This is a genomic window from Leptothoe sp. EHU-05/26/07-4, assembly GCF_043421015.1.
In the GTDB taxonomy this organism is placed as follows: Bacteria; Cyanobacteriota; Cyanobacteriia; order Phormidesmidales; family Phormidesmidaceae; genus Leptothoe; species Leptothoe turfae.
This window is the reverse complement of record NZ_JAXSQV010000011.1, coordinates 20,158-45,207: the sequence shown is the minus strand read 5'-3', so window position 1 is coordinate 45,207 and position 25,050 is coordinate 20,158. Positions and strand designations below refer to the sequence as shown.

Sequence of the window (25,050 nt, the reverse complement as noted above, 5' to 3'; positions counted from 1 at the left end):
CTTCAGAGTACGGGTTTGTTTAAATAACCGGAATCATTGCTGCTGACTGAGCTTATTTTTATCTGTTTATCAGTACTTTTCTGGAAAGTGTTGAAATTTGAAGGCTAGACCATAAGCTATATAAGCGATACAACCCTATGGCCCATTTTTGTCAAGGTCAGGGTGCAGGTCTATACGCACGGCTTAGGTCATTTAATGGCTCGGCATTTTGAATCACCTGAGGGACTAAACGTTCCGTCATTTGTAGCAGACGCGCAATGTTTGCTTCGTTTTGGGTCTGACGTTCAATTAGGGTTGAGATCGCAGCCGTATTTTCCTCTTGCTGTTCAGCAAGACGCTCCAATGTCGCTTGTAGCTCTTCACTCATAGCAATTGCCAGTCTAACCACTGCCCATCAAGTATATAAGTATCCTCTGAGTTTCTACCCTCCTGTAGTAACCTGTATGACAGCATCACAACAATAAGGAAATTGTAAATACAACTATTGGTAAAATTTGCTCAAAAACTTACCAGGGCAACCGCTAACGAGCTTGTTTCGCCTCTTGTCGAACTAGACTAAAAATCGCGTCATTAACTTCTTCTTGCTCCTCACCACCATACGGTACTCGTAATTCCAGCGGTCTTAAGTAAAATTAAAGCCATGAACAATAAGTGTCCAGGGGCTAAAGTGCCTTTATAATGTGGAGCCGCCTCAAAGCTTGCTAGAGTCGCTATCCAGATCTTTTTGTAGCGTCTATCCCCAAATGCCTTAACCTCTCTCTCATAATCGTCCAACGATCCCGTGGGCTTTCCCTTGTACTTGCGTTTTCTGCTGAAAAGGCTTTTAAGGTAGGACTTACGCAAAGCAGATCAGAAAAAGGAAGTTAGTCATAGCTTAATACAGGGGAAATCGATAAGATCAAGGGCATGAGGAAACCGTTCAGCCGACTTGATTACTGCCAATATCTCCTGATCAGCCAAGTCAACTATACGCTGACCAATTTTGCTGACCATAGCGAAGCCTGGACCCATGACACCATTAATCGATACTTAAAACGAGAACGCATTACCCCTCGATTGGTCTGGGAGAACACACAATCGCAAGTCGAGGCAGATATCTATGGCTATGTGCTCTTTGACGACACGGTTCTCGACAAACGGCATTCGTTCTCGATTGATTTGGTGCGTCGACAATACAGTGGTAATGCCAAACAAGTGATTAAAGGCATCGGTGTGGTCAGCTGCATCTATGTCAATCCCAACACCGATCAGTTCTGGTTGATTGATTACCGAATCTATGACCCCGATGGCGATGGCAAGAGTAAACTTGACCATGTTAGCGAGATGCTAATAAATCTCGTGTATCACAAGCAATTACCTTTTCATGCCGTCCTGATGGACAGTTGGTATGCGGCCAAGGCGTTGTTGTTACTCATCGAATCGCTTGATAAAGTCTATTACTGCCCACTCAAGTCAAATCGCAAAGTAGATGATTCAGGAGGACAAGGTTCTTATGAACGTGTAGACAGTTTGAACTGGAACGAGACCGAACTATCCACAGGTAAAGTCATTAAGCTTAGAGGCTTTCCCAAAGACCATAAGGTGAGACTGTTCCGGGTTGAGGCGTCTACCCGCCGCACGGACTATATCGTCACCAACGATTGGACTCAAGAGTCAACAGCGGCGACACAAGAAGCGTGTAGCTACCGTTGGCGCATTGAGCAGTTACACCGAGAGGGAAAACGGACCACGGGCTTGGAACACTGTCAGTGTCGGCTTGCCAGAATTCAGCGCAACCACATTGGGTGTGCGCTGTTGGTCTGGGTTAGGCTCAATCAATTAGCGATCCAAACAGGTCAGACACTTTACCAGCTCAAACGTGGGTTGCTTGACAATTATCTGGTTCAACAACTCAGAAACCCTGATATTCAGTTCGCTGCTGCGTAAGTCCTATAAGGAACAAGTAGCCAATTAATAGCCGTCTAGTCAATTAACAATTCATTGGTTGGGTACTCGTTTGAAACACTTATCTTTCAAACTTAGTTCTAGCTAAATAATTTAATTAAATAGCTAGAACACTTAAACGAATCGAAAGTAGGATCAGCGAGGGGGATTGAGCAACCATTCAAAGAGGCCTTTGACTGACACGGAGGGTTGGCATCATCAACTCATCAGAGAATATCTAGTCTAGCGCTAGCTTAATCAGCAGAGTAGGCTATTGATCCATCAAGCCTTTTCCTCTGAAGACCTCTCAGTACTTTCAGCGGTTTGTGAGGTAATCTCTTTGATAACCGTATCGATTTCCATCTCCAGTTGCTCAATAGTTGGCAGGCTCTGTCTAAGTTTCTCAGGTAAACGGTGTGTGGCCACGGCAATAGGTGTACTGACATTGCGTATAGCATATTCTGCTGTTGTCTTCTTGCTAGAACGACACAGTACAAGCCCGATAGTCGGGTTATCGTCAGCATGGCGAAGCATGTCATCAACTGCCGAGACGTAGAAGTTCATCTTCCCAAAGTATTCCGGCCTAAATTCAGTAACCTTGAGATCGATTACAACATAGCAGCGTAGCTGGACATGATAGAACAACAAATCGATGTAGTAGTCGTCACAGTCAACCTCGATATGATATTGACTGCCCATAAAGGCAAAACCTACTCCCAGCTCAAGAAGGAATTCTCGAATATGGTCAACCAGAGCTTTCTCAAGTTCTCGCTCCTGGGCATCTTCCCCTAGCGATAAAAAATCAAAATTATATGGGTCTTTGATTAACTGTCTCGCTAAATCCGACTGGGCTTGAGGTAACGTTTGCTCAAAGTTCGTTACTGCTCCTCCCTGACGTTGATACAGAGCGCTCTCTATCTGAATCGCCAGAATGTCCCGACTCCAACTATTTTCAAGAGATTTCTGAGCATACCAGAGTCGCTGATCATACTCCTTTACCTTATCTAGCAGTACCTGGTTATGTCGCCAGGGAATTAGTGCAGCGATACGCTGCACAATTTCTCGGTCAGGATATGCCTGGGCAAACTTACGCATATATTTAAGGTTGCGAGACGAAAACCCTTTCATATCAGGAAAGTCTCGCTTCAGGTCTTTGGACAGGCGATCAATGACTTTACTCCCCCAGCCTTCAGTAGCTTGACGTTCCAGAATATTACGTCCCAGATCCCAATACAGGAGAATAACTTCTCCATTAACAGCCAGTGCTGCCCTAACTTGCGCACGGCGTATTCGATCCTTAGTCTCCGTCAAGAATTGTTCGTAATCACCAGGGGGAGTTAAGGATTGCTTATCAGGCATAAGGGGGCAAAAAGAAGTTATACGTGCAACCATTGCAGCAATAGTTTACACGGCATCAAAGAGCAAACTACTTTGTCCACTAATTATTTTCAGGGAGTCTTGCAGATACTTGATCAGCAAGTAATTCCACCAGATTTTTTAATTCTGCAAGCTCATCAGGATTTAAATCGTCTAGTAGGTTGGGAAGCCTTTGAAGGTTATTGGTAATAGTGGCAATCGCCTTCTTCGATTCGCTCACTGTACTTTGCGATTTATCAGTGAGCGTCGTTTTTACCTGTTTCCGTACCTGAGCAACAGACAACTTATTGTCCAGAACTTCCTTCAAAAGTTTCGCTCGCCGCTTTCGAGCCGTAGCATTGGTGACGTCGAGTTTAGACGCAGTTATTCGATTCAATGCCAGTGCATGAAGTCCACCGAGCCCCTGTTCTCGAATAGCTTGTTTGAGATCATCTTGAATGCTGAGCATAGGAAATATATTGGCATTCACAGATGATGGATTAAGCTGGAGTCCAAGCAAGGTCGAAAAAATAGCATGTTCTGTCTCTGATAGCTCTAAATCTTCCAGGACAGTTTTTTGTTCATCAGGAGGTGCGATCACAATTGCTGTCACCTGAGAAATTGTCTTTTTTCGTTCCAATCTTTTGACAGCAGTATTGAGTGTTTTTTGTATAGTTGCTGGTTCAAACCCATAAACCCTTTGAATTTCCTGAATCACTGCCTCAGCAATATCTAAAGCATTCAGTTCTTCGCGGTGAAGGTTAGCAAGCAGGACTCGACGATGAAGCTCTTCAGGCTCAGGAATAATAACTGCTTGAATCGTTTCCCAATCATTGCGCTGAGCACCTCGCCAACGACGCTCGCCATCAAAGATAAAGAAACCACCCTCTGGTCGTGCGATCAGAATAATCGGTTCTTGCTGACCTTCTAACTTTAGAGAGAGCGCCATCCCAGCGATGCTTTCTTCAGAAAAAGTTTGCCTGGGCTGGTCAGGGTTCCGTTCAATTTTCTCAAGAGGTACGTCTACAACACCTCCTTGAGAAAGCTGCTGACGTAATTCTGTAAGCTGGGCTTCTGTATCTTCCTTACCTTGCTCGCGTAGTGTTTCAATTTCCTGCGTTAAACGCTCAACCTCTGACTCTAATTCATATACTTGCTTTGCAGGCTTAGCACTAGCAAAGGCTTTCATGACTGTTCCTTGTCCAGCTTTAGGCATGTGCAACAGCTCCTACTAAAGAAAGAACGGCATCGGTGATCGGATTAAAATCTTTACATGCTGCATGTCCTGGTCGCACTGCATGAAGAGGCAACCCACGAGCACTGGCATTCTTAAATTCGCTCGAAAAGCGAATTGGAGGAAATAATGGAATCTCTAATTCTTCAAGTTGGGGAGTAAGCTCTTCAAGAATATTTCGATGAATGGCAATCCGCTGATCATATTGATTAGGGATAATGCCAAGTAATTCAGGCTCAGGCTTAAGTCGCAGTTGACGCACCGTGAAATAAAACCACTCAAGTAGTTTTCCTGCGCCTGAAGTTGATTTTGGTTCTACCTGTAGAGGTACAAGGAGATGTGTTGATGCTGAGATCGCAATCTGAGGCAAAGCACCCAAGGTAGCAGGACAGTCAAAAATAATAACGTCGTGCTCCAAGGGGAAGTCCTGGAGACGGTCTGCTAGTAGATATGCTCCGCGAGCGTTCAGCACTAACTCGTTTTGTGACTGCACAAGATTAAGATCGCCTCTTATGGCCTGTACATTTTTTACGCGATCTGACCACAGAGAGATAAGAGGCCAGTAGCCATCAAAATCATCACGGAGGACAGCAGAGAGGGTTTCATTTTCTTCAGGCTCATCAAGGCCACAAAAGAGGCTTACCGAACCTTGCGGATCAAGGTCAATGACGAGAACTGATAAGCCTTTGGCACCAAGAGTGTATGCAAGATGGGTCGCCATTGTGGTTTTCCCACTTCCCCCAGCATTCGACAGTAAAGCCAGTCTAGTTTGCATAATGATTGGCGAGTGCAACGCGGAAAGTCTAACACAGGATGTGGGATAACGTTATCCCACATCCTGTGTTATTTGATTTTTTTTAGACTCAAACGCAAAATCGCCAGGGGGACGGACATATTAAATTACGTCCAGTCCCATTGCCAGTCCTGATAATCCAATAAATAGCGATGCTCTTGAGCATGAACACTCACTGCACCATCCACAGCAGTATGTATATCTCGAACAGGACAGTTATCAGAAACAGTTGCGGTGGTGTTACCACGCTGTAAGTTACGCTCAGCGTTAGCATCCTCCTGGGAGGCATACCAGGTGAGCTGAATCGAGAGGGTTGGCATTGGTTTTTTTGATAATAGGATCTTATGAGCAGTATGGTATGGCCACTAGATAATTTAGTGGCCTTCAGTCTACATACGATTATTCGGGAGCACCCTAAAAGCCAGTGTCTTTTTACAGCCCTGGCAGGTGCATTGATGAGCCCGTTGGCATGTCTGGCGGTTAATCAAATCGTTATTAAGGGGCAACGTCCAGCGACCGCAAAACGTTAATAAATTACCTGAGCTATCAGTTGCGTTGTCATCTAATCCGGATTGCCTGGTTAGGTGAATAGTTCTCTCTACCACAGTACTTACCTCGTTTGGTCAAACCAGAATTTCGTTATCGACTGAGCCGAGCGTCCAGCTCAGTCCATAGCCAACGACAGCAATGAAATGCTGCGATTATCACTAATGCCAGTGCGATCAACCGAGTACTTACAATAAGTAGAGGTGCGAAGAAGCTCACCACCATAACCAGCCAGCCGAGTAAAAAAGTAAGACAGGCCCATTTAAGCAGGTCGCTTATTTCTATTTCATCAGCAATATCGATTACAGCACTCACCCGTTGAGTAAGTGGTTTTGGCACCAGCGCCAGGTAGGTTACTACTTGCGCTCGAAGGGTAAGAAGCTGTGTTTTGACGTGAGTAAATTTCTTTGAGAGTGAAGAGGAAGAAGCATCGGCAGTAGGTGCTTCGATACTCGTTGAAGATTTTGATAAAGTCATAGGTAATTCCTTTCGTCGTTGTTAGGGATTAAAACTGAGGTCATCGGTGACCGCCGATGGCCTCTTTGATGTGCTGGTAAGAGCCCATCGGCCAGAGAGTTATCCCTGGAAGTGAGTTCTAAGACAGTGAGGAATTTTCACCTTGAACAAACTTGAGGAGAGCTGCCGAAAGAGGACTATTCTCAACTCGCCCTGCAACACTTATTGACAGGTGCTCGATTGCCATCGATAAGGCCAGATTCGCAGAGGCCGTTGCCTTGGCATCGTGGCTAGCGTCTGGAAACTCACGTTCGATAGCATCTTTAGCAGCCCCAAAAAAATCACTGCCAGCGTTCGCAGCACTGTAATTAGCGTCGGATAAAGTATCAAACATGGTTCAGGGTATTAGGAATGCAGCATTAGTCATGGATGAATACTTCTGCTGTGAGAGCTATCAAAAATCATCATCAAACTCAGATTCATCAACCTGGATATCAGCAGTGAGTGCCCCATTGGTTACCAGCGACTGAGCGTGAGGTTGAACCGAGGAAGGGGGCTGAACAGGTATCAATGATTGGGCCGTGACGGTGGGGATAAATGCTAAGTCTCGTGCGTTATAGCTATCAATGAGCCATTTCACAAACTCGGTATGAGTCATCTCCAGTGGCGTTGACAGCTTATCCAGAACAGACCTAAAACGTTTCGGCAGCGTAAGTTGAACTCGCTCATCTTTCATAAGGCACCTCAATTAAGCAACGCTTTGAAGCGTGTCATCGGTGATAGCAACACAACGGTGGTAGAGCCCTTCAACGTGAGCGTACTTGGGGTACTCAGAATCTTCTGAACGGGAGGGAATATAGAAATTTGTGTGCTTTTTAAAGAGTCCCTTGCACATACCAGGAAGGAGCACACCTCCGCCAGCCCAGATAACAGGACGCGACTTGGCAGCTTTTAATGCTTCATCCAGAGTGAGGCTGAGGCCACCATCACGCCACAGTCCCAACGCCTGTTTATACTGGGCGCTCAAATCGTAACCGTCAACGTTCTTAATTGCTCGAACGGTCTGGATAGCCTGCATCACTTCAAACTGATCGAAGCGGGTGCCGTAGGCAGCAGTCGCAAGTTGAGCAACTATCTCGGCCAGTGACAACACCCCATGATGATCGGTCTTAAAGTCAATCTTTTGACCGTTGGCATAGGTGCTGTAATTTACGGTGCCACATCCTAACTCCACTACCGTCACTGGCTTATCGGTAAGCCGAAGAGTGACCGTACCTTCCACATTCTGGAATGACTTACAACTAACGATGCCCCATCCTTCGCGTTTAACGCTATGCACAGAAGTGGTGATGGTAGCTCGCTGAGTATTGGTCTGGATTGTGAGGGGTTCTGCTAATTTTTCTGCAAACAGCTCATCATCCCGCTCTGACTCATAGGGCGAACTCACCACTAAATTAACGTGATAGTCACCCACAGTAATCTCGGGCAAAATGTTCAACCCTATTCCATAGAGCTGCTGAAGTTTTTCAGCTTTGTAACGCCTGCTTTTTCCGGTCTGTTCCGAAGTTTCACGGCTGGCGTAGCCGTGGCTGTAACGCTGCGTCTCTCCATTCACTGTGAGGGCTATCTGATTTTCGCTCATACCAGCAAGGCTAATGACACTTGCGGTTGAATAGCGTCCACTATCAGATTGAATTTTTACGGCTCCGTTGCCTGGGTCAAAGCCAACATTCACTACAGTTTTTCTTGGCATGATCGAAGGTCTCCTTAGTTGTTTGAAAAGTTCGCTATATCCTTGGGGGCATATGCCAGTCATATGAATGGCAAAATCAGGAAAATCTGTACGTCATATGGTCGTCAAATGCTGGTCACAAGATTATTTCCTAGTAGAAAAAATCGAGGAAAAGCAGACAATAAATTATCTTTTTTCTGCCATAAAAAGTGGAATAAAATATTTCTTAAAGAAGAGCATACGCTCGTCATACAAAGCCACACAAAAGGATTTATAAAGCGTAGTTACTTCTCAAGAATTCAGCTCTCTTTCTTGGAAATAGGGACGTATGCATCGTATGAAGGTAATGGGTGAGGACAAGGGATGCTTTCCGATTATTCTCGTTGCATACGTGCCTCGCATGAGAAACAACTCCTTTTATTACAATACTTTGAGGGCATTCGTATAGAGTTAGGATGGTTTCATAAGCTCATCTGGCTCTGGAAAAATGGTGTGATTCTCTTAGGTTTATAAGGAATTTTCAGCGTAGCGTAGACCTCCTTGCAGTTACTGATAGTTTGAAAAGCCTAAAAATTGAAAGTCTGGCTCATTTTTCTCAGGAAAAACCACCACTTTTTTACTGTCTAAATAAACCAGAACTTCCCTTAGAATTCCTACCTTCAGTTTTATCACCGATTTAAGCTGGTTGGAGGTGTTGATAAATTCTGAAGGCGTCATGATTACCCCCCGAGCAAGCTGCATCATCTGCGCCAGGATGATGGTAAAGACCTCATCGGTGATGCCCCCTGGATTCACTTTTTCTGGTGTAAGTGCTTCTTGGGTGCTCTCTGGAACATCACTTTTCCAAACAATCTCCTGGCTATCGATCAAGGAAGAAGTGGCACCATAGCGCTCACGATTACTCCGATACCCCTTTAACCGGAAGTACTGATCGCCGTTAATAGGGTGAGCCTCATAGGCACCTCCTTCTAATTCGATAATGAGATTGAGAATTGCTTCTAGTTCTTCCGGTGAAGCAACATCGGGGAATACAGGCCAGACTTCTTGTGGATCAATAAGACCGTGAGCGTCAACATAGTCTCGTGAATTAATCTTTATCCACTGAACAAACTCTGTGGCTGTTCTCTTCTGCTCATCGGTGTATTTCACATTAAGCAGACTCTCGAATGTGATACGGGCTTCTGATGGGGTCACAGGGGATGCCTCCTCTGAAGTAGTGGTGGGTGCGGAGTCTGATGGCAACGGAACATCGGGTAAGCCGTCACCATCAAAATCGTCTTTGCTTGGGTTGGTTGCTGAAAAATCTATCGGTTGAACCGCTTCTGGTTGCGGAAGCACAATTAAGCGCCAGCCATCATGACCAGCATTGGTGAGTGCAACTACAACATTCACAGGACTCTTATTCTGCTTATGGGCCTCCAGGTAAGTAGCCAGGTCAATGAGAAGCTGCTTACGAGTCTCGTCATCATCAACGTAGAACTTGGTCTTAAGAGGTGAGGAGACTGCTGAATAGTTGCCCGCTCGTCCCATCCCCGTGTAAGAAACATTGGTCTTAAATTGATGGCCGATACCCAGGGCTTCATTCGTATTTGCGTGAGCAAAGCTCCATATCTTTACGAGCTGAGTTCTGCCATCGATAAGGCCAGTTCTGATCGTTGAGACATAATCATTTTCAAAGGAGGCCAATATCTCATAATCCTCACGAAGGTTTGCCTCTCGCTGAGCATTTGCTGCTGCAACGATTCCCTGATTAGTCTGGTCAATGACCACCACATGGGGTACTTCACAGCCGGTATCAATCCAGCTATCGATTGACTGCAACCGCGCTTTTAAATCAAGGGCAGCAGAGAGCAGTTTCTCACCGCGCTGGCTCGCTGTAAAAACAAAGAGGTCTTTGGTATCCTCCATGCCTGCAAAGTCAAGCCCTTCACCTGTTTTCTGGTTACGGTTTTTATGAGCAAAGATGGTGAAATTTGTTTGAGCGTGATACTCCCATTGAGCACGAATTGACCGTTTCTGAAGCTCTGACTTGCCACACCCAGTAGGGGCAACCACCAAGCAGCCACGGGCATCAATAGCGATCTCATGGGCGAGGTCAACAATGGGTAGACCGCAATAAGACGTATGGCCTGTCAAATCTACCACCCGCTCTTTCTGCTTTGTTCTGGGATTCGTGCGCGTTCCAAACTTAAGCTTCTGTGCAGGTAATGCCTTAACGCTCGCTGCAACCAGGGCAGCAGCTCCGCCTTCAACCTCAGAAGGGTCAAGCTCTGATCGCATGGCTTCAGCGCCTTTTACAAACTCTACAAAGCCATCATCACCGCTTACGTCATCTGCCTCCTTTTGCTGCGGTACAGCTAAATCGGCTTCAACCAGGTGCTCTGGAAGGGCGCTGTTACTGACAAGGCGTTTCTGGGTTGCAGCTGCATATTGAGTAGAGAGTTCAACTGTCTCAGCATTCTGAAGTGTGATCGCCCGTTTTGTTACGTGTTTCTCACGATGGTCGTCGAGTTCGTCTTGATAGTTATCAAGCGCATCAGCTGATGCAGCAACAAGTCCTGCTGCTCCGATCAGCATTGCCAGTTTGTATGCGGGTCGCAGTGTGGTTCCGAGCGGCCATAACCAGAGGATAAGGCCACTGATAAGTCCTGTGTAGTAGACAATCTCCCGTTTGGGTAACGTCTCCCAGAGGTAGGCTGCAAAGGTGCCGGTTTGGGATTGAGCACTGGTCAGCAGCGTATTCCGTTCTGTTGGATTGAGAAAATCGGTATTAAGAATTCTAATTAAGTCGGCCATGCTGCTACCACTCCCAAGACAACAAAACCGCAACACACAAGAAAATCGACAATGGTTCCATCCAGGTGCTCTAGCGCCATGTTTCGCGCCCAGCTTCGACCGTTAAGAATGCCGTAAACTCTCACGCTGTAAGCAGCAAGGTAGATACAGGCGATGGCACAGGCAACTCCGATGATGGCTCTCATGGGTTGCCAGATATCAGCCAAAGTTACAAGCGCTGAAGCAGCAATGGATATTAGAAGATGTTTTGCAAACCACACGGGTTGCCGATGGGAGAGTCTCATAGTGAAAAACAGTGGGGTTGCTGCAAAGAGGGGGGATAATCCCCTCTTTGGAATCAAAATCTAACGAGCGACTGGTATAGGCAGATGATTATTCAAAACGATGGAACCACGCTCTGTTCCGTTTCGGCTGGTATCGGTGATGCGGTTAAGCTTCTCCTGGTAACCACGCTGGAATTTGGCGTATGCAACATTGAGATTCTCGACATCCGCAGCATGTTGGAATGATGTTTTCCGGCGAAACACGTTCAGTTCATGCTTAAGGGTAAGCCACTGAGAATGGGCTTCTTCGCGGGATATCTCAAGTTTGGCCAGTTTTTTCTGAACATTTTTGAGACGATTGATGAGCTTCTGCTCGGACTCAATAAGATGTTCGTAGCTCTCAAGCACCCGTTCGGCCTGGGTGCGTCCTTCGGCCATCTCGGTATTGCGGTCAATAATCTTATCGGCACCTTCTTCATTGAGGCTGATAAGTTGCTTAAGAGTTTGCATCTGCCATCCATCATGGAGACCGATCTTCTCCAAATTGTGAGGGTTTACGGCAGTGCCTGTGAGCCCTCCTCCTTTGACACCGAGAAGCCTGTCCAGGTTCTCTGATAGTCCAATTGCCATCGGCGTTTACGCTCCTATATATCAAGATGAGTAGTGAGAACAAAGCATGTTGAACGCTATGTCATAGGCATCACCTCCTTTTGAGAGTCTCTCTAATAGAGGTAGCGGCCAAGAGCCTGCTCAAGGCGATCTAAACGTTCGTCGGTATTAACCTTGGCACCAGCGACATGCCAGGAAACAAACGCATTAATCAGAAAGGCAGCACCGACCGTAAATAACGCTATATGGGTAATGGTTAACCTCACTTTCCTCATCGCCGAAACCTCTGTGCCAACAAGAGAGAGCCCTTGCTTACATCGGGTAAGGCTCTCTTCAACCACGTCAAGTTTGGGAAGCAGAATTGAGAGGTGTTGATTATTGTTATCAGCACAGTCACGGGTGAGATTGAACTCCTGTCTAAGGATTTTGAATTCTCTTATTCCTCGTTCAATGTCGGTGTGCAGCTCACTAACGGTTCCTTTGATGTCACTTAAAGAGCGGGAGTGGAGCCGTCGGTAGGTTGCAAGGTCGGCAGAAAGATCGCCTTGCCGTTCTTCCAACTGCACCAGTGAGTTAACAAGTTCAATCGGTACACTGACCGTTACTCGCTGGGGTGTCTGCTGTTTCAGCTCATTGGCGCTGTCAGTTTTTCGCAGATTTGCCAGGAGCTGAGAGGGGTTAACTTTTCGTTCTTTGTCTGCTGTCACTTGGACACCTCCATATCCCCATGGTGACGGTGGGAATCAATCAAGGATTAATTAGGAAAAAAGCGCTGAATCCTTGAGACAACAGGGCTCGTCCGTTCCAACACTTCAATCAGTGGGTCTACTTTATGGCGAAGCCAAAAGCCACCAACGAAGGTGCCAGCAGCTAAGGCCAAACTAAGGACAGCTCTTATGGGAAGTCGCTGTGGTGACGATGCGCTTTGGTCACGGGACGGTGAAACATACGTCATCAGAAAACGTTTGTAATGTGAACAAGAGAAAACAAGATCTAGGAAGCCATGCAAGGCATTACGACTTCTTGAGAGAGGTAGGGTGAATAATGGGAAGTTTTACCGGCTGAAGAATTTGAGTCAAAAGAGTATTCAAATACTCCGTCATGGTTAACTCACCACGGATTCGGTCAATCTCAGCGAAATTTACTGCCGTCAGAGGAACTCTTCTATCGGGTGATTTGGTCATGGCTGGGAAAATTTATGAGTCAATCAGGGCGATTGTTGGATCAAATTCGGGGCGATTGCCTGCTAGACTTTTTATAAGTCACCTAATTAGGTTCTGTCAAGCACTCAAAAAGGTTCAATATTAGCGAGGGCGCTCGTTCATTTACACTGAGCGCATTAGAGCAATGCTGACGATGGCCAAATTTTCTATAAATATTCCAGATGAATACGCAGAGACGCTCACTGAATGGGCTGAAGCCCTTGGCGAGACGAGAGGAAGCCTGGTAGGTCACCTGGTTAGGTTATGTTGTGAGTCGCAATACCCAGACAGATTTCCACGGGTGCCTGCGAGCTTACCGAGTGCTCAAGTCACCACTGGAATCGTTCCGCCAAATACGCTGTTAGCGCAACAACTAACGCTCGCCAGCAATTTAGAAGGACGTGTGACGAGCATTCAGGCGTTAGCTGTAAAAAATCTGAGGGAGTATTTTGAAAAGTTCACCAGCCGCTACCACACAGCAATAACCAGCTTTGCTAACACCAACGGTCTTACCTTTGAGGCTGCTTACGTACTCCTCACTCAGCGTTCCTATCCATATGGCGCAGAAGATATTGAGTGGGCAAAATCTCAGCCGACAATCCTTACAGAAACACAATTTCTTGCAGGGCAGATAGGTCAGGATAGACCATCTCCTGGCCTGGAATCATAAGTCACTCAACATTAAGGCAGAAGGAGGCACCATAGTTTCGACACCACAAACACAGACCCTCAATGCACCAAAGTAGAAAAATCAATCACAAACAAAATATTAAATTTTGTAAAGATCGGACGTTACGTCCGGGACATATGGCCTGGATCACTTAATATGCGTGAGAGCTTAAACAGTACAAGCGAACCTAAAGCCATGAGCACACCTGGACTACAAACCGCGTCCACGATCACCTTCAAGGTTGAGCGGGTTCCTGCCGTCACCAGGAATCAATTCAAGAGCGCATGTGCAGCCGATGGGCTCAACATGCGTGATGTCGTGATTCCATTCATGACTCAGTACGGGCAATTCAGTGCTGCCTGTTCAGCAGAAGGGCTCAACGCGCTGGAGGTACTCACCAAAATGATGCAGCAGTTCGCCGAACAGCAAACATCAGAAGCAGCCTAACAAGTACACTTGCACTGTATCGATATAGGCTTGCAGTGTATCGAGGCAGGATACCTGTAGCTGTCTTAACGTGAAAAAAGGAGGAAATGGATGAATAAGTCTTAAATAGCAAAAATCCCAACCTATTGGCAGTAGGCGGGACTTTGCAAAACCAAAAGATATTCAGTTTTAGGGTTCGGATTCCAGAAAGCTTTGACGGGCAAATTGGAAAACCGAGGGATTCGTTTATGTATTTTAAGGCGGATCTGCGATTTTGGCAACTTTATCAGTCGCAGAGAACAGCTAAAACCATTGACTGAATCCATCCCTGCACTCTCGGTAGTGTCGGGATAGGGTCTTGTAACAGCTTTACCACTACTAGTAGCGGAAAGGCGTTTTCTTTACAACCTATTCCTTGATCCCTGGCACTCCAAACGGGGTAAGAGGCTTCCATTGCAGATAATTGCCTCCTGCTTCGTGTCGTGAAGTGGCAATGGGTTTTAAAGAGTGAAGACACAGAGCGCACCTGCTTCTACGTTTGTAGAAGAGCAGGATAATCCCCTCTTAGAAATATTCAAGCATCGATACGATTTCATCTACGCACACCATCCACGGCCAGGCGAAAAACCGATCTGGTTTACCGAGGATCGGCATCCGCTCTCAGATCGACTTATTGAGCAGGGCAGTTATTTATATGGAGTAAGGTTTGGCCCGACCACTAACTATGCACTCATCGATATTGACACCGGCTCGGCTTATCACCCAAAGAGAGACCCCTTAGCACTTAATAGAATCCAATCAGTACTGGAAAAAACGATGGGGATCGTTACTTCAGTAACATGCCAGAGTTCTTACAGTGAAGGTCTCCACTTATATTTACCGCTCGACCAGGAATTTACTTCCTGGGAACTGGGGATAGCCCTTACCAGTGTTCTTGAAAATGCAGGATTCTCCGTTTCGGCTGGTCAGCTCGAAGTATTTCCCAATGCTCGTCACTTTGGCAGTGATGGCCAATTGAACTTATTTAACGGTCATAGGCTTCCATGCTTTAAGCACGGCTTCTGTTTACTTAATGATGAACTGGAACCAATCATCAACGGAGACGAAGACACATTTATCCGCCATTGGAAATTTACTCAGGCAAAGAACGACCTAACACCGAAAAAACTCAAGAAAGTTCTTAAGACTGCCTACCGAAAAACCTATCGCATCTCCAGCAAAGCAGAAAAATTTCTCAACGACCTCAAAGTAGAAATTGAATATGGATGGACAGGCGCTGGGCAAACCAATCGCCTCCTTGGGCGCATCGTCATGTTTTACTTCGTCTTCGGACATGTCCTTGGTGCAAGCGAGCCACTTGAAGGTGAGGCGCTAGCAAAAAAGGTAGTAGAAGTTGCAAGACAGCTCCCAGGCTTTGATGATTATTGCAGTCATAAACATGAACTGGAAAAACGAGTCAGTGAATGGGTCTCCTGCATAGAAAATAGTCACTATTATCACTATGGGTATGACTCTATCCGCAAAACTGACCTGGACAAGCCAGATAAACGAGCTGAGAGAAATAAGCAGGTAGAAAACAAAGCTAGAGAACGAATCAACGAAGGAGTCAAAAAACTTCTCGAAGAGAACTTACTCCCGTCAGGTATCACAGCCCGATATGACGCATTAACCGCCCTGGGTATTAGTGGTCAAACCCTGTATAAACACCGCGATTTATGGCACCCCAAGCACTTACTGAATGAGGCAACACAAACAGAGCCAGATCTTAAGGCTGGATTTTGTGAAGGCCCCTCTGCGAGGAGAGCAAGGGCCTTCACAAAATCACAGTCAAGCTTATTGCCTTTTATAGAGTGTGATTCCTTTAGACACAACAACTCCAGCGAACAACAAAATAACAACAAAACCAATCTTGAGTGTAATCAGCCAACCAATCAGGCTTCTACGCCTCTAACACCAGAAGAAAAGGTCCAAACGATCAAAGATGACATTAGAAAGGCGCTGGCCTTTGAGCAACGACGACGCCAGAATCAGCAGACTACCTACAATCAATCGGATACCGCACGGATAGAGTATTTATATAGGGCACGAATGGAGCAGTGGCGTGACTCAGGCGACCCTATCTTGAGTGCAGAAGCGAGGAAGTGGTTTAAGCACAATGGAGAACCGTAAGGATTGAGAAGGCAGTGGCCAGACTTGACCAGAGTTTTCTCATTTCAAAAGGGTGGAGTAATGTCCTCTACAGCAATCAACCGCAGAGAAAATCTTTTGCAGTTTACAGCAAGAACTTTTTGCTGGTGGCACTGGATGACCTCATAAGATTGCTGTACTGGTTGCTGGCAAAGACCAATGAGATCTCCAGGCCGAAGGCCCTTTATCACTTTGTCCTTCGAGGAATCCGGTTTATTAATCATCCTCATCCTGCGTCTCAGCAACTAACAGAATGACACAATCACCACAAATGAGACGAGTCTTCGGTTTTGCCCAGGCATTGGTGCCACATTGAGGGCAAGAATATTTTGTTTTGCTGGCTCCCTTTTTAGCCTTCAGACGAAGGCGCTCTTCACTGTGTACCTCTACATAAGGCAGAGTTACCCCTTGGGCAATTAGCTCCTTACAGCAGGTATCAAAGGCTCCGTCTTTGATAATGTAGTGTGTCATTTTGGAGCCAGTCACTTTACCGCCAGGGGCTCCCGTCGAGGTAGGCATCAGCCCGATAGATTTCATTTTCTGAGCCCATTCCTTATTATGGTAGCCATTCTTACTGGGCTTGCCATGCCGAAACTGCCATAGATGAACCATTTCATGGGCCAGGGTGGAAAGAATTTCCTCAACCGATCTACTCTTGAAATGGGCTGGGTTCAGGGCGATCTCATCAGTAGTTTCGTCGCCATCACGGGTAGTAAACCGCTGGCCTGCAAAATACCCATAGGCACCTCGTTTACGCTGCATGGTGATCAGGCACCCTGGCAAAGCGTTACGAAAGAGCTTGGCATTAAAGTATGCATAGGCTCTATTTAGTTCGTCATAGGTTCGTTTTGTAGGAGTTGCAGCCGTTACGGTCATCAGGATGACTCATTTCAGAGTTAATCAATCGTACGATTTAAATACTAGAGTATGCCCGATTGAGCTTGAATAAGTAACTTAATTGATTAATTAAATCGTACGATTTAATTTTTAGAATCAAAGATGGCTACTGTGGTTACTGGCGCTTGTATAGAGATGAATCCTAACCCAGCTACCAGGGCAAACGATTTCGGGTCTTCTTAGACTCATCCCTAACAATATTGAGAATCGCTTCGTTAACCGCTTCTTGCTCTTGATGGGGCAGACTGCCGATCCACCTTTCGAGTTCTACAGCGGTGAGCACTTCGTTAGCCATGTATGCCTGCTGAACTATTTCAGGCAAAGTTGATCGGTCTCTACGTTTTCCACCAGTTGCCTTGTACAGTTCACGTACACCACATCCAAAAAGTTCAGCAGTTTCTTCTTGTACAGCATCGTTGTAACAATCTCCACCGTTAGCCTTGATGCTATCAGTGAAGCGTTTGAATATCTTGCCCCCATCAGTCCTACCTCGTTTGTCAGGTAGCCTCTCTGAATCACCTGATAGGGTTAATTGATGCTCCGAGGGTTGCGTTTCCTGCTCCTGCCGCCAAAAGTCTAAGAACCCCATTATTTTTTACGTCCTCGCGTTCTTCGGTAGTGAAATCATCAGTCGTAAATACAACCTCTAACCCATGACGGATGATGTCTAAACCATCCTCGAACATTAGGAACTCATCTAAAATCTGATGTCTGTATGGATATAGCGAATCGGACTCGTGGAAATTCAACCCGTGGGTAATCAACATGTGGGAATCGAGCGTCGTTTCATACAGCCAGGTAGAGTACAACCGGCACAACGCATTGATCCAAGTTCGCTTATACCGTCGATCTCCGTAACTACGAATTTCAGACACGTAATTTTGCGGCGGACTGGTCAATTCGCCTTTCCAAGAATTGAGCTTCCGCCAAAGTTTGAATACCTGGTCTTTTAGCGCATACATCTTCATGGGCCAAGTATACCAAACGCTGAAACGTAGAGGCTACGTTACTTCAAAGTGTAAAGCAAATGACCTGTAACACCCTGAAAACTACTTTATTCCCGATTTAGGCAATACATTTGCCACACTTTCACATTACGAATTCATAGCATTTGAATGTGACCAATGGGGTGATACGCTCTCAACTCAATTCCCCCCTTTTATTTAGCCTGAATAAGTAGGCATTTAGTGTAACCGCAAGTTGATGGTCGAAAGTACTTCAACTTGCCCGTCGCATTCTGCGATTTAGGCAACGGGTCTGCCCCTTGGCTAGCAATTTGCGGTCTTGGTCAGCGCATCGGCTCTTAACCCACGATTGAACGGTTCGATTTTAAACGGATCAAATCACCGCTTGTAGTATCATCAACCACAATATCCTAGAGACCTACCTCACTGACCAGTAACAAAAACTAACAACATTAACGTTTATGTCAGAGAAGAGACATTGATCCACTCTAGGAATATTCTAAATACATGAGTTGAAAAGCTCGCAAACACGACAAAGGAGGTCAACAATCGATATCTCAACAAAATCGTTTGACGGCTCAATACCAGCACCCAACCAGGTCACTGATATTTCTTCTTGCTTGCACTAGAGAGCATTGTTTTTAGTCAAGATTACTCTTCTAACAACAACTCTTGAGCGTCTTGATCTAATGTAGAAGAGTTCCTCAGGTAGATCGTTCTGGGTGTTGTTGTGCTTTAAAGCTTCACTAGACCAATCGCCCAACGCTACACCTCACTGAGCCATGGCCTAAGGCAGCCCAAGAATCCTTCAGTTAACATCAAAACAACTCATTACGCTGTGATCACACACCTAACCTAAGAAGAAATGATGGTTGTGTAAGCAGACGGTGGGGTTATTCTGCCAAGGGAGTGGTCTGCCACATATCGGCATACAGTGGATTCACGGACAAAGCAAACTATTGCATAACTTCCTATCTCGAACCCTATATCGCCTAAATGAATTTAGGTAAGTAAACAGCACACTGTATTACTTAAGCCTCTATATCTAAACCGAAGCCCCTATGGACACTAAGGTTCATGGAGGCTTCTTATATTGAATTAATATTAGCCGGTTGCGTATAACCCAAAGGGCATGGCTGCGCTAAGGAGGAGCCGCTCCAGCGGAGCATCGCATCCTATCTTTCGTCCACATCCAACAGCTCTACCCGCTGAGGTACCTCATGTTCATTAGTGAAAAAGTAGGCCTCTACTAAAGCAGTAGCATCGAGTTTTTCTAAAAGGTGAGCTGCATATTTTTTAGCCTGGTCTTTGACAGTCTTACGCTTCCCCTGATTACTTTTTCTCCTGGTTTTGCCAGTCCCCAGCCGATTATCACCAGTCAGGTCAATGTATTTCACCTCTACAACGGCAAAGCAGCCATTGCCATCAGTAAAGACTAAATCTCCGCGTCCTTCGTTTGCTCGGCCTGGCTCTACTTCCCATTCGTCATCAATAACAAAAGGGTAATCAGGCAACAGTGTTTTGCTATCCAAAACAAACCGTCGTTTTAGTGCTTGCTCACCGGCTTGGTCCCAGTTGCGTCCCTTAAAGTAAGCTCGCAGGACTTGATCACGATGTTCAATATCAGATTGATTCATTTTCAGGATGGGTATCACAGCCAATAAGTTCAGCGCATTCAGCTTTAGTCACTCCGTTAAAGCAAATTAGAGTTGCGATCGCAACCGCCTAACCACACCTTGTGACCTCTATCACGACATTTCCTCAGCCAAATTCAGAAACCCCTTAAGCAACCTTCAGTTACCGGTCAGATAGCGTTCAGGTACCCCCGGCATTCTGTAGTCAATGAAGTTCATTCACTGATTCCCAAGGAGCTTTAACCATGAAACGCACACTTCTTTCCGCTTTAACTGTTCTCGTTGCTTCCGCTGCGATCGCACCCGTTGCCTCCGCCATTGAGCCCGCTAACTTCAATATTCAAGAAACCCGCCTCGAAGCCCTCGACCGTCGCACTAAGAATTCCGTCCACAAGCTACGTCTTGAGCATCTCAACAACCAGACTAAGGCCATCGAAGATATCCAAGCGGCTCGTCTGGATGCTCTGGATGCCCGCACCAAGGCTATCGATAATATTCAAGAAGCTCGGCTAGATGCTCTGGATGCTCGCACTAAAGCTGTTGAAAATATCCAAGCTGAACGTCTAAACGCTCTTGATTCTCGCACCAAGAACAGCGTTCACAAGCTACGTCTTGAGCACCTCAACAACCAAACCAAAGCGGTTGAGGATATTCAAGCCGCTCGTTTGGAAGCGTTGGATGCCCGGACAAAAGCTATCGACAACATCCAGGAAGCTCGCCTAGATGCACTAGATGCTCGTACTAAGTCCGTCGTCCGCTAACAGATTGCTGAGCTGTTGCGGTGCTCGGGTGCCCGGTGCAGGCTCCTGTGAAGCTTCATTACTTTCAGGGCACCCTTTTTCTCATCAGACTCTCCTACACACACACTCCAAGCCTCTACCGAAAGGGTAGGGGCTTTTTTGTGGGAATGGAAAGAATCACCCAATGGTCACCAGGGGTAGCTCATCCCAATGGGTGGTGTAGCGTTGGGAGAAATATTCTGACCGCATGCCCCATGTGGGTGCCAGGCCCATCGCGCCATACTTAACTGCATCGGTCGATAGCTTGCTGTTAATCTGGTCCAGCATTGCCATTAGGCGGGCTCGCTTTTCATCATGGACTGGCCCACCCAGCAGGCTACCTTGTACTTCATCGGCCTGCACTAATTCTGTGGCAATCACTTTTGCTTTGAGATACTCATAGCCGGGTTCATAGGCCATTTCTGCTAACTGCATGGCGACCTGAATTAATCGGCCAGTGTCATGGGTGGGTGGATCTAGCTGTACGGTCCGCGCGGCTGAATACTGGTTCTCTTCTTGGTAATAGCTGGTACGCATGATGACGGTAAAACAACCGGCCAGCAGATTATCCTGACGGAGTTTTTCGGCACAGCGGGTGGTGTAAGTTGCGATCGCTTCTTTCAAATCAGACAATTCAGTGACCAGGTGCCCAAAGGACCGCGACACGATGCGCATTTTCTTGGGAGGGGCCACGGGTTCCATGGCAAAGCAAGGGATGCCCCGCAGTTCTAGAACTGTCCGCAGGCCAAAAATGCCAAATCGTTTTTTGATCCAGCTGTCTCTTGCCTGCTTTAGCTGGAGTGCGGTTTTAATGCCTGCCTGGAGCAGCTTGGCTTTGTTGCGACGGCCAATGCCCCAGACTTCTCCCACATCGATAGTGGCTAGCAATCCGTCCACATCGTTTACGGTTTCTAGGTTAAGGACGCCGTTTGTGGTTTGCGATCGCTTTGCTAAATGGGCGGCTATCTTGGCCAGGGTTTTGGTGGGGGCGATGCCGACGGATACGGGGATATTGGTCCACTGCTTGACGGTACGGCGAATGGTGTGGCCATAGTCGGTTAAATCCAGGTGGGTAAAGCCACCCAGGCCGAGAAAGGCTTCGTCAATGGAGTATTGTTCTACTTCAGGGCTAAATTATTGTAGGGTCTCGATCACCCAGCGAGACATGTCTTTGTAGAGAACCGGGTTAGATGAGAAAACGTGCAGGCATTTTTGTTGTACCAGGTGGCGAATGGAGTACAATGTTACTTGCATGGGAACCAGTTTTTTGGCTTCGGCAGAACGGGCAACGACACAGCCATCGTTGTTGGACAATACCGCTACTGGCTTGCCTTCCAGGTCTGGTCGAAAGACTCTTTCACAAGAAACAAAAAACGAGTTGCAGTCCACTAAGGCTAACATTTTGTTGCCCTCATGAGAACTGACGGATTAGGGATGTGACAACTCCCCAGAGGTCTATGGGTCGAGAGTCGTCTGTGCTTAAACGGGTGACCATCAGTTCGCCGTCTTGAACGGCGACGACTAGGGTGCCGGGTTGACCAGTGAGGGAGCGATCGACGATGAGTAAATCGCCGGACTGGACGTCGTCATGAGTGGCCATGGCACTGTCCACTCGCATTAGGAAGGTTGCGGCTGAGCGTTTGATTAGGTACTGGTTTAGGTCAAGGCGCTGCTCGATGGCATCGCCTGGGATAGGAAATCCCATGGGAACTATGGATAAAGATAGTTCATTTGTATCAAATACAGTAGCTTTCTGCCAAGGGTTAAAGACAAAGAGGCTATGAACTTTGGGATGTTGAGAGTTTGTATGGGGTGTAGTTGGGTGAGATCGCAAATAATTTTAAAGACGGGAGTGCGCTCTCATCTCCAAAAATCCTCTTTCGCTCACCTCACTTCGACTAACGGAAAAAGTTCAACATCACTCATCAAGATTCGCCTATTTTTTAGGTAAATCAGTGTATCGTGAAAATCTGATATAGACTTTGGGCATTAACCTAGCTAAAGTTTTTGAATTTTATTGTGCAATCACTTATTACTCATGATGAAAACCGAGTAAATCCTTGCAAAATAGAGGAATCTTGAGATAAGCCATTAAAATATGAAAGTATTTCGATCCCTGAAAATCATTTGAAAGAAATATTCTTAGATAATGTATGGCTACTAAAAAAGTATTGACTTGGGAAGATAATGCAGACTCGACTGATTTTCTAGAGTCATTTCTAGAACAAGAACTAAATTCTCAAACACTGGTGAAGTTGATTATTGCTTCAGGCAGTAGGATTAAAAAAAGTCAGAGAAAACCTGATTTGATAGCAAAGACCATCAATTTACTGGAGTTAGGAAGTATCTGTGCTGACGATATTTTAAAGGAATATGTAAAATCTGCAAGAATGTGGTTGAGCTTTAAAGTAGGAAACTATAATCGCATACCTAAAAAGAAAAGAGCTACCGCCCTATTAAATGAATTTGGAACTCCTGGTTGGTATGGCCCTATACAGGACGATAATGAATATAGCTTTTATTACATATATATCAAACGGGTTATGGAGCCAATTCAATATGATGAAGAAACGGACAAAGTAACAGAAGCTAGATACTATCGCTGGTCTGTTGTTGCGAAGATTGCTGAAGACTATGCTGCACTATCTTGGTACGGTTTTGGATATAGAGAAGATATTAATCGCAGAGCTAATCAGTTTCCTTTTTGGAAGCATATTCCTGAGATTTTTGAAGAATTAGCAGAAATAACTCAAGCTTCTTGGGAATATCCAGATTTATATACTTTAGTATTAGAGAAACTATGGAATAAATACTTAAACAATACTCTTTACTCAGATATCTATGAGTGGGGGCATTTAAGAATTAAAGCTGAATCTTCTGGAGTAGCACTCAATGCAAAATCTTCTCCAAAAGGTCCTTCCGAAATAAACTTAAAAGGATTAGTAGCTTTAGCAGACGCACTTGCAACATCAGCTTTAGATTCTTTATTGGAACATGATGATTTGTCTATTGAACTTGATAGTGAAAGTGAGGAAATGGCACAAGAAACTCTTAAAACCAGATTATTGAAAACTTTGATAAAAGATTGGGGTGCAATGGCTTATGAGTTTAGCTTAGATAGATATGAAAATGATAAATCAAGAAAAGAAAAAGTGTTTCGAGCTTTCTGTAATTTTGGGCTACGTGAAGATTTGGAAACAGAAGATGCTTTTCAGCATCTGAAATGTTTTTCCGAATATGGTAACAGTAATGGTGCTTTAAAGTTTTTGCTTCAGGAAATGGCCATGTGATGTCAGTCTTTAATTGCCAAGGAATTTTTGACTATTTAGACTCCAATCAAAAAGTTTTTTTGAACTCAAAATTCAAAAAAACTGGAGTTAAAATAATGCCTCATGAAATTTCAGGGCCATTGAATATTTCTAATTGCCAAGCCATTAACATATTAACAGCATTACAAGCAGCAAGTTTAAGTGAAAACTATATAGTTGTATATCACAATTGCGAACCTGATTATGCTGTAGAGTACATCCCTTTTGAAAAGGGTTTTCCTTCTCTCCCTTGGTTTTGTGATAATTGTCAAGAGCAAATCGAAAATATAGACGAACTTTCTTTCAGCTTAATGGCTATTTCTAAAGCACCAATAATCTTTACTTAAAATGCGTCAAAATAGAGAGGAGCTAGAAAAAGACGTTATTGAATCTTTCCAAAATTTTCGGGAGAAGATCCATCAATATCGCAAAGATTTTGGTCATAACTACGATTTATTGCATCATTCTTATTTCTATAGTCCTGATAAAGTCTTGGTAAAAGAGTTAATTGATGAAATAGACTCATATTATCAAAAACCAAGGCCTACTCAGAAAGAAAGGCAGTTAGCGGGTTACAAGTTAGAAGAGCTTACTTTGGCCGTTTTTCATGGATTGAGAGGTTGGTCATCTATTAAGAGCTATCGTTCTGCAAGCTCACAGTACGATCTTCTTATGTCTGGAGAGGGATTAGACTGGAAAACTGCGCTGTCTTTATTACCTTTGAAAATTCCAGAACACTTAACCAGTATTGTAGTAGAAGCAAAGGCAACTAAAGCCAAAGTAAATGATGCTCAATTTGCAAGGCTATGCAGCATCATGCAAACCAATTTGAAGAACACATCTATTTTAGGTGTTTTTTTCACTCTGAAAGGCGCTTCTGGCTTTGCTAATCAAGGCAAAAAAACTTCACAAAATGTTGGCAATGCTCGATTAAGACAGCTTCTCTTTTATATCGATACTGGCAAACCTGTCATAGTGCTGGACATTAATGATATCCGTACTTTGGCAGAGAACGGCACCTTTTTAAGAATTATTGGACGTAAAATTCAAGAAATTGAAGAACTAACTGGCCTTCCTACTTCAGCTGAAAGTATCGCAGAAGTTGTCTTGCCTGAAAATCTCAGAAAATTATATGAAAGACTACGTCTAACTAACTAGAAAAGAGATTTACCTGGTACTTCTAGATAATTTTTTCGACGAGTTAGCTGATTTCTATAAAAGAATTCGGGTATTCGAACATCTCTTTCAGACGTACTAACAATACTAATACCTTC

General features: G+C 45.2%; 30 protein-coding genes and 1 pseudogene. 10 read left to right on the top strand and 21 right to left on the bottom strand.

The genetic code is table 11. From position 1 onward, the window contains the following. Positions 1 to 157: 157 nt before the first annotated feature. Positions 158 to 367 carry a hypothetical protein gene (locus U2F10_RS36185; protein ID WP_499874911.1) on the bottom strand — a complete coding sequence of 70 codons (210 nt, stop codon included), beginning with the start codon at positions 365 to 367 and terminating at the stop codon, positions 158 to 160. Between the two features lie 539 nt (positions 368 to 906). Between U2F10_RS36185 and U2F10_RS36180 the strand changes: the two genes are divergently transcribed. Next, positions 907 to 1,926: an IS701 family transposase gene (locus U2F10_RS36180; RefSeq protein WP_499874910.1), complete on the top strand. Its 1,020-nt coding sequence runs from the start codon at positions 907 to 909 to the stop codon at positions 1,924 to 1,926. Positions 1,927 to 2,205: 279 nt separating this feature from the next. On the opposite strand, the gene U2F10_RS36175 is transcribed toward U2F10_RS36180, so the two are convergent. The 4 genes from U2F10_RS36175 to U2F10_RS36160 all read right to left on the bottom strand — a co-directional run bounded on the left by U2F10_RS36175 (position 2,206) and on the right by U2F10_RS36160 (position 5,626). After that, positions 2,206 to 3,282, bottom strand: coding sequence for a PDDEXK nuclease domain-containing protein (locus U2F10_RS36175; protein ID WP_499874909.1), 1,077 nt, complete (start codon positions 3,280 to 3,282; stop codon positions 2,206 to 2,208). Positions 3,283 to 3,361: 79 nt separating this feature from the next. After that, positions 3,362 to 4,495: a ParB/RepB/Spo0J family partition protein gene (locus U2F10_RS36170; RefSeq protein ID WP_499874908.1), complete on the bottom strand. Its 1,134-nt coding sequence runs from the start codon at positions 4,493 to 4,495 to the stop codon at positions 3,362 to 3,364. After that, on the bottom strand, positions 4,488 to 5,288 hold the full coding sequence (locus U2F10_RS36165) for a ParA family protein (RefSeq protein WP_499874907.1): 801 nt from the start codon (positions 5,286 to 5,288) through the stop codon (positions 4,488 to 4,490). Before U2F10_RS36165 ends, U2F10_RS36170 begins: the two co-directional genes overlap by 8 nt. Positions 5,289 to 5,413: 125 nt before the next feature. Continuing rightward, positions 5,414 to 5,626 (bottom strand): hypothetical protein, encoded by a 213-nt coding sequence (locus U2F10_RS36160; RefSeq protein ID WP_499874906.1) that lies wholly within the window; start codon positions 5,624 to 5,626, stop codon positions 5,414 to 5,416. A gap of 33 nt (positions 5,627 to 5,659) precedes the next feature. Here U2F10_RS36160 and U2F10_RS36155 point away from each other — a divergent pair, with 33 nt between their 5' ends. Then, entirely contained in the window at positions 5,660 to 5,836 is a 177-nt protein-coding gene (locus U2F10_RS36155) for a hypothetical protein (protein WP_499874905.1), read from the top strand. A gap of 109 nt (positions 5,837 to 5,945) precedes the next feature. Here the strand turns inward: U2F10_RS36155 and U2F10_RS36150 are convergent, their stop codons facing one another. From U2F10_RS36150 to U2F10_RS36105, 10 genes are all read right to left on the bottom strand, one after another. Next, entirely contained in the window at positions 5,946 to 6,329 is a 384-nt protein-coding gene (locus tag U2F10_RS36150; RefSeq protein ID WP_499874904.1) for a hypothetical protein, read from the bottom strand. 118 nt (positions 6,330 to 6,447) lie between these two features. Continuing rightward, complete coding sequence (locus U2F10_RS36145; RefSeq protein WP_499874903.1) at positions 6,448 to 6,702, bottom strand: hypothetical protein; 255 nt, start codon at positions 6,700 to 6,702, stop codon at positions 6,448 to 6,450. 60 nt (positions 6,703 to 6,762) lie between these two features. Then, positions 6,763 to 7,044: a hypothetical protein gene (locus U2F10_RS36140; protein ID WP_499874902.1), complete on the bottom strand. Its 282-nt coding sequence runs from the start codon at positions 7,042 to 7,044 to the stop codon at positions 6,763 to 6,765. Positions 7,045 to 7,056: 12 nt separating this feature from the next. Continuing rightward, a complete protein-coding gene (locus U2F10_RS36135; RefSeq protein WP_499874901.1) occupies positions 7,057 to 8,061 on the bottom strand; it encodes a ParM/StbA family protein in 1,005 nt (334 codons plus the stop codon). Between the two features lie 525 nt (positions 8,062 to 8,586). Then, positions 8,587 to 10,836 carry a hypothetical protein gene (locus U2F10_RS36130; protein WP_499874900.1) on the bottom strand — a complete coding sequence of 750 codons (2,250 nt, stop codon included), beginning with the start codon at positions 10,834 to 10,836 and terminating at the stop codon, positions 8,587 to 8,589. Beyond that, positions 10,824 to 11,120, bottom strand: coding sequence for a hypothetical protein (locus tag U2F10_RS36125; RefSeq protein ID WP_499874899.1), 297 nt, complete (start codon positions 11,118 to 11,120; stop codon positions 10,824 to 10,826). The genes U2F10_RS36130 and U2F10_RS36125 overlap by 13 nt, the downstream gene beginning before the upstream one ends. A gap of 60 nt (positions 11,121 to 11,180) precedes the next feature. After that, a complete protein-coding gene (locus U2F10_RS36120) occupies positions 11,181 to 11,729 on the bottom strand; it encodes a hypothetical protein (protein ID WP_499874898.1) in 549 nt (182 codons plus the stop codon). A 92-nt stretch (positions 11,730 to 11,821) separates the two neighbouring features. Continuing rightward, positions 11,822 to 12,415 carry a hypothetical protein gene (locus U2F10_RS36115; RefSeq protein WP_499874897.1) on the bottom strand — a complete coding sequence of 198 codons (594 nt, stop codon included), beginning with the start codon at positions 12,413 to 12,415 and terminating at the stop codon, positions 11,822 to 11,824. A 47-nt stretch (positions 12,416 to 12,462) separates the two neighbouring features. After that, complete coding sequence (locus U2F10_RS36110) at positions 12,463 to 12,663, bottom strand: hypothetical protein (protein ID WP_499874896.1); 201 nt, start codon at positions 12,661 to 12,663, stop codon at positions 12,463 to 12,465. 58 nt (positions 12,664 to 12,721) lie between these two features. Beyond that, a complete protein-coding gene (locus U2F10_RS36105) occupies positions 12,722 to 12,892 on the bottom strand; it encodes a hypothetical protein (protein ID WP_499874895.1) in 171 nt (56 codons plus the stop codon). A 172-nt stretch (positions 12,893 to 13,064) separates the two neighbouring features. Here U2F10_RS36105 and U2F10_RS36100 point away from each other — a divergent pair, with 172 nt between their 5' ends. From U2F10_RS36100 to U2F10_RS36090, 3 genes are all read left to right on the top strand, one after another. Further along, the gene (locus tag U2F10_RS36100) at positions 13,065 to 13,580 is read left to right on the top strand and encodes a hypothetical protein (RefSeq protein WP_499874894.1); all 516 of its coding nucleotides are present in this window, start codon (positions 13,065 to 13,067) and stop codon (positions 13,578 to 13,580) included. Positions 13,581 to 13,736: 156 nt separating this feature from the next. Next, entirely contained in the window at positions 13,737 to 14,027 is a 291-nt protein-coding gene (locus U2F10_RS36095) for a hypothetical protein (protein WP_499874893.1), read from the top strand. A gap of 486 nt (positions 14,028 to 14,513) precedes the next feature. Next, positions 14,514 to 16,175: a hypothetical protein gene (locus tag U2F10_RS36090; protein WP_499874892.1), complete on the top strand. Its 1,662-nt coding sequence runs from the start codon at positions 14,514 to 14,516 to the stop codon at positions 16,173 to 16,175. A gap of 234 nt (positions 16,176 to 16,409) precedes the next feature. On the opposite strand, the gene U2F10_RS36085 is transcribed toward U2F10_RS36090, so the two are convergent. The 3 genes from U2F10_RS36085 to U2F10_RS36075 all read right to left on the bottom strand — a co-directional run bounded on the left by U2F10_RS36085 (position 16,410) and on the right by U2F10_RS36075 (position 19,692). Next, the gene (locus U2F10_RS36085; protein WP_499874891.1) at positions 16,410 to 17,069 is read right to left on the bottom strand and encodes a SprT-like domain-containing protein; all 660 of its coding nucleotides are present in this window, start codon (positions 17,067 to 17,069) and stop codon (positions 16,410 to 16,412) included. Between the two features lie 172 nt (positions 17,070 to 17,241). Beyond that, on the bottom strand, positions 17,242 to 17,679 hold the full coding sequence (locus tag U2F10_RS36080) for a hypothetical protein (RefSeq protein ID WP_006513347.1): 438 nt from the start codon (positions 17,677 to 17,679) through the stop codon (positions 17,242 to 17,244). A gap of 1,551 nt (positions 17,680 to 19,230) precedes the next feature. Next, positions 19,231 to 19,692, bottom strand: a complete 462-nt coding sequence (locus tag U2F10_RS36075; protein ID WP_499874890.1) for a hypothetical protein — start codon at positions 19,690 to 19,692, stop codon at positions 19,231 to 19,233. A 242-nt stretch (positions 19,693 to 19,934) separates the two neighbouring features. Here U2F10_RS36075 and U2F10_RS36070 point away from each other — a divergent pair, with 242 nt between their 5' ends. Then, positions 19,935 to 20,450 carry a hypothetical protein gene (locus U2F10_RS36070; RefSeq protein WP_499874889.1) on the top strand — a complete coding sequence of 172 codons (516 nt, stop codon included), beginning with the start codon at positions 19,935 to 19,937 and terminating at the stop codon, positions 20,448 to 20,450. Positions 20,451 to 20,606: 156 nt separating this feature from the next. Here the strand turns inward: U2F10_RS36070 and U2F10_RS36065 are convergent, their stop codons facing one another. Then, entirely contained in the window at positions 20,607 to 21,365 is a 759-nt protein-coding gene (locus U2F10_RS36065; protein ID WP_499874985.1) for a DinB/UmuC family translesion DNA polymerase, read from the bottom strand. Here U2F10_RS36065 and U2F10_RS36060 point away from each other — a divergent pair. Continuing rightward, positions 21,346 to 21,522 carry a hypothetical protein gene (locus U2F10_RS36060; protein WP_499874987.1) on the top strand — a complete coding sequence of 59 codons (177 nt, stop codon included), beginning with the start codon at positions 21,346 to 21,348 and terminating at the stop codon, positions 21,520 to 21,522. The genes U2F10_RS36065 and U2F10_RS36060 overlap by 20 nt on opposite strands. On the opposite strand, the pseudogene U2F10_RS36055 reads toward U2F10_RS36060, so the two are convergent. Together U2F10_RS36055 and U2F10_RS36050 are read right to left on the bottom strand one after the other, a co-directional pair. Further along, positions 21,486 to 21,869: pseudogene (locus U2F10_RS36055) on the bottom strand (Y-family DNA polymerase); the annotation flags it as partial. The gene U2F10_RS36060 and the pseudogene U2F10_RS36055 overlap by 37 nt on opposite strands. 10 nt (positions 21,870 to 21,879) lie before the next feature. After that, positions 21,880 to 22,173 (bottom strand): LexA family protein, encoded by a 294-nt coding sequence (locus tag U2F10_RS36050; RefSeq protein WP_499874888.1) that lies wholly within the window; start codon positions 22,171 to 22,173, stop codon positions 21,880 to 21,882. 448 nt (positions 22,174 to 22,621) lie between these two features. Here U2F10_RS36050 and U2F10_RS36045 point away from each other — a divergent pair, with 448 nt between their 5' ends. From U2F10_RS36045 to U2F10_RS36035, 3 genes are read left to right on the top strand one after another with little or no spacing between them, the layout of a single operon-like run. Next, positions 22,622 to 23,758: a hypothetical protein gene (locus U2F10_RS36045; RefSeq protein ID WP_499874887.1), complete on the top strand. Its 1,137-nt coding sequence runs from the start codon at positions 22,622 to 22,624 to the stop codon at positions 23,756 to 23,758. Further along, positions 23,755 to 24,123, top strand: coding sequence for a hypothetical protein (locus U2F10_RS36040; protein WP_499874886.1), 369 nt, complete (start codon positions 23,755 to 23,757; stop codon positions 24,121 to 24,123). The genes U2F10_RS36045 and U2F10_RS36040 overlap by 4 nt, the downstream gene beginning before the upstream one ends. Position 24,124: 1 nt before the next feature. Next, positions 24,125 to 24,934, top strand: coding sequence for a hypothetical protein (locus tag U2F10_RS36035; RefSeq protein WP_499874885.1), 810 nt, complete (start codon positions 24,125 to 24,127; stop codon positions 24,932 to 24,934). The last annotated feature ends 116 nt before the right edge of the window (positions 24,935 to 25,050 follow it).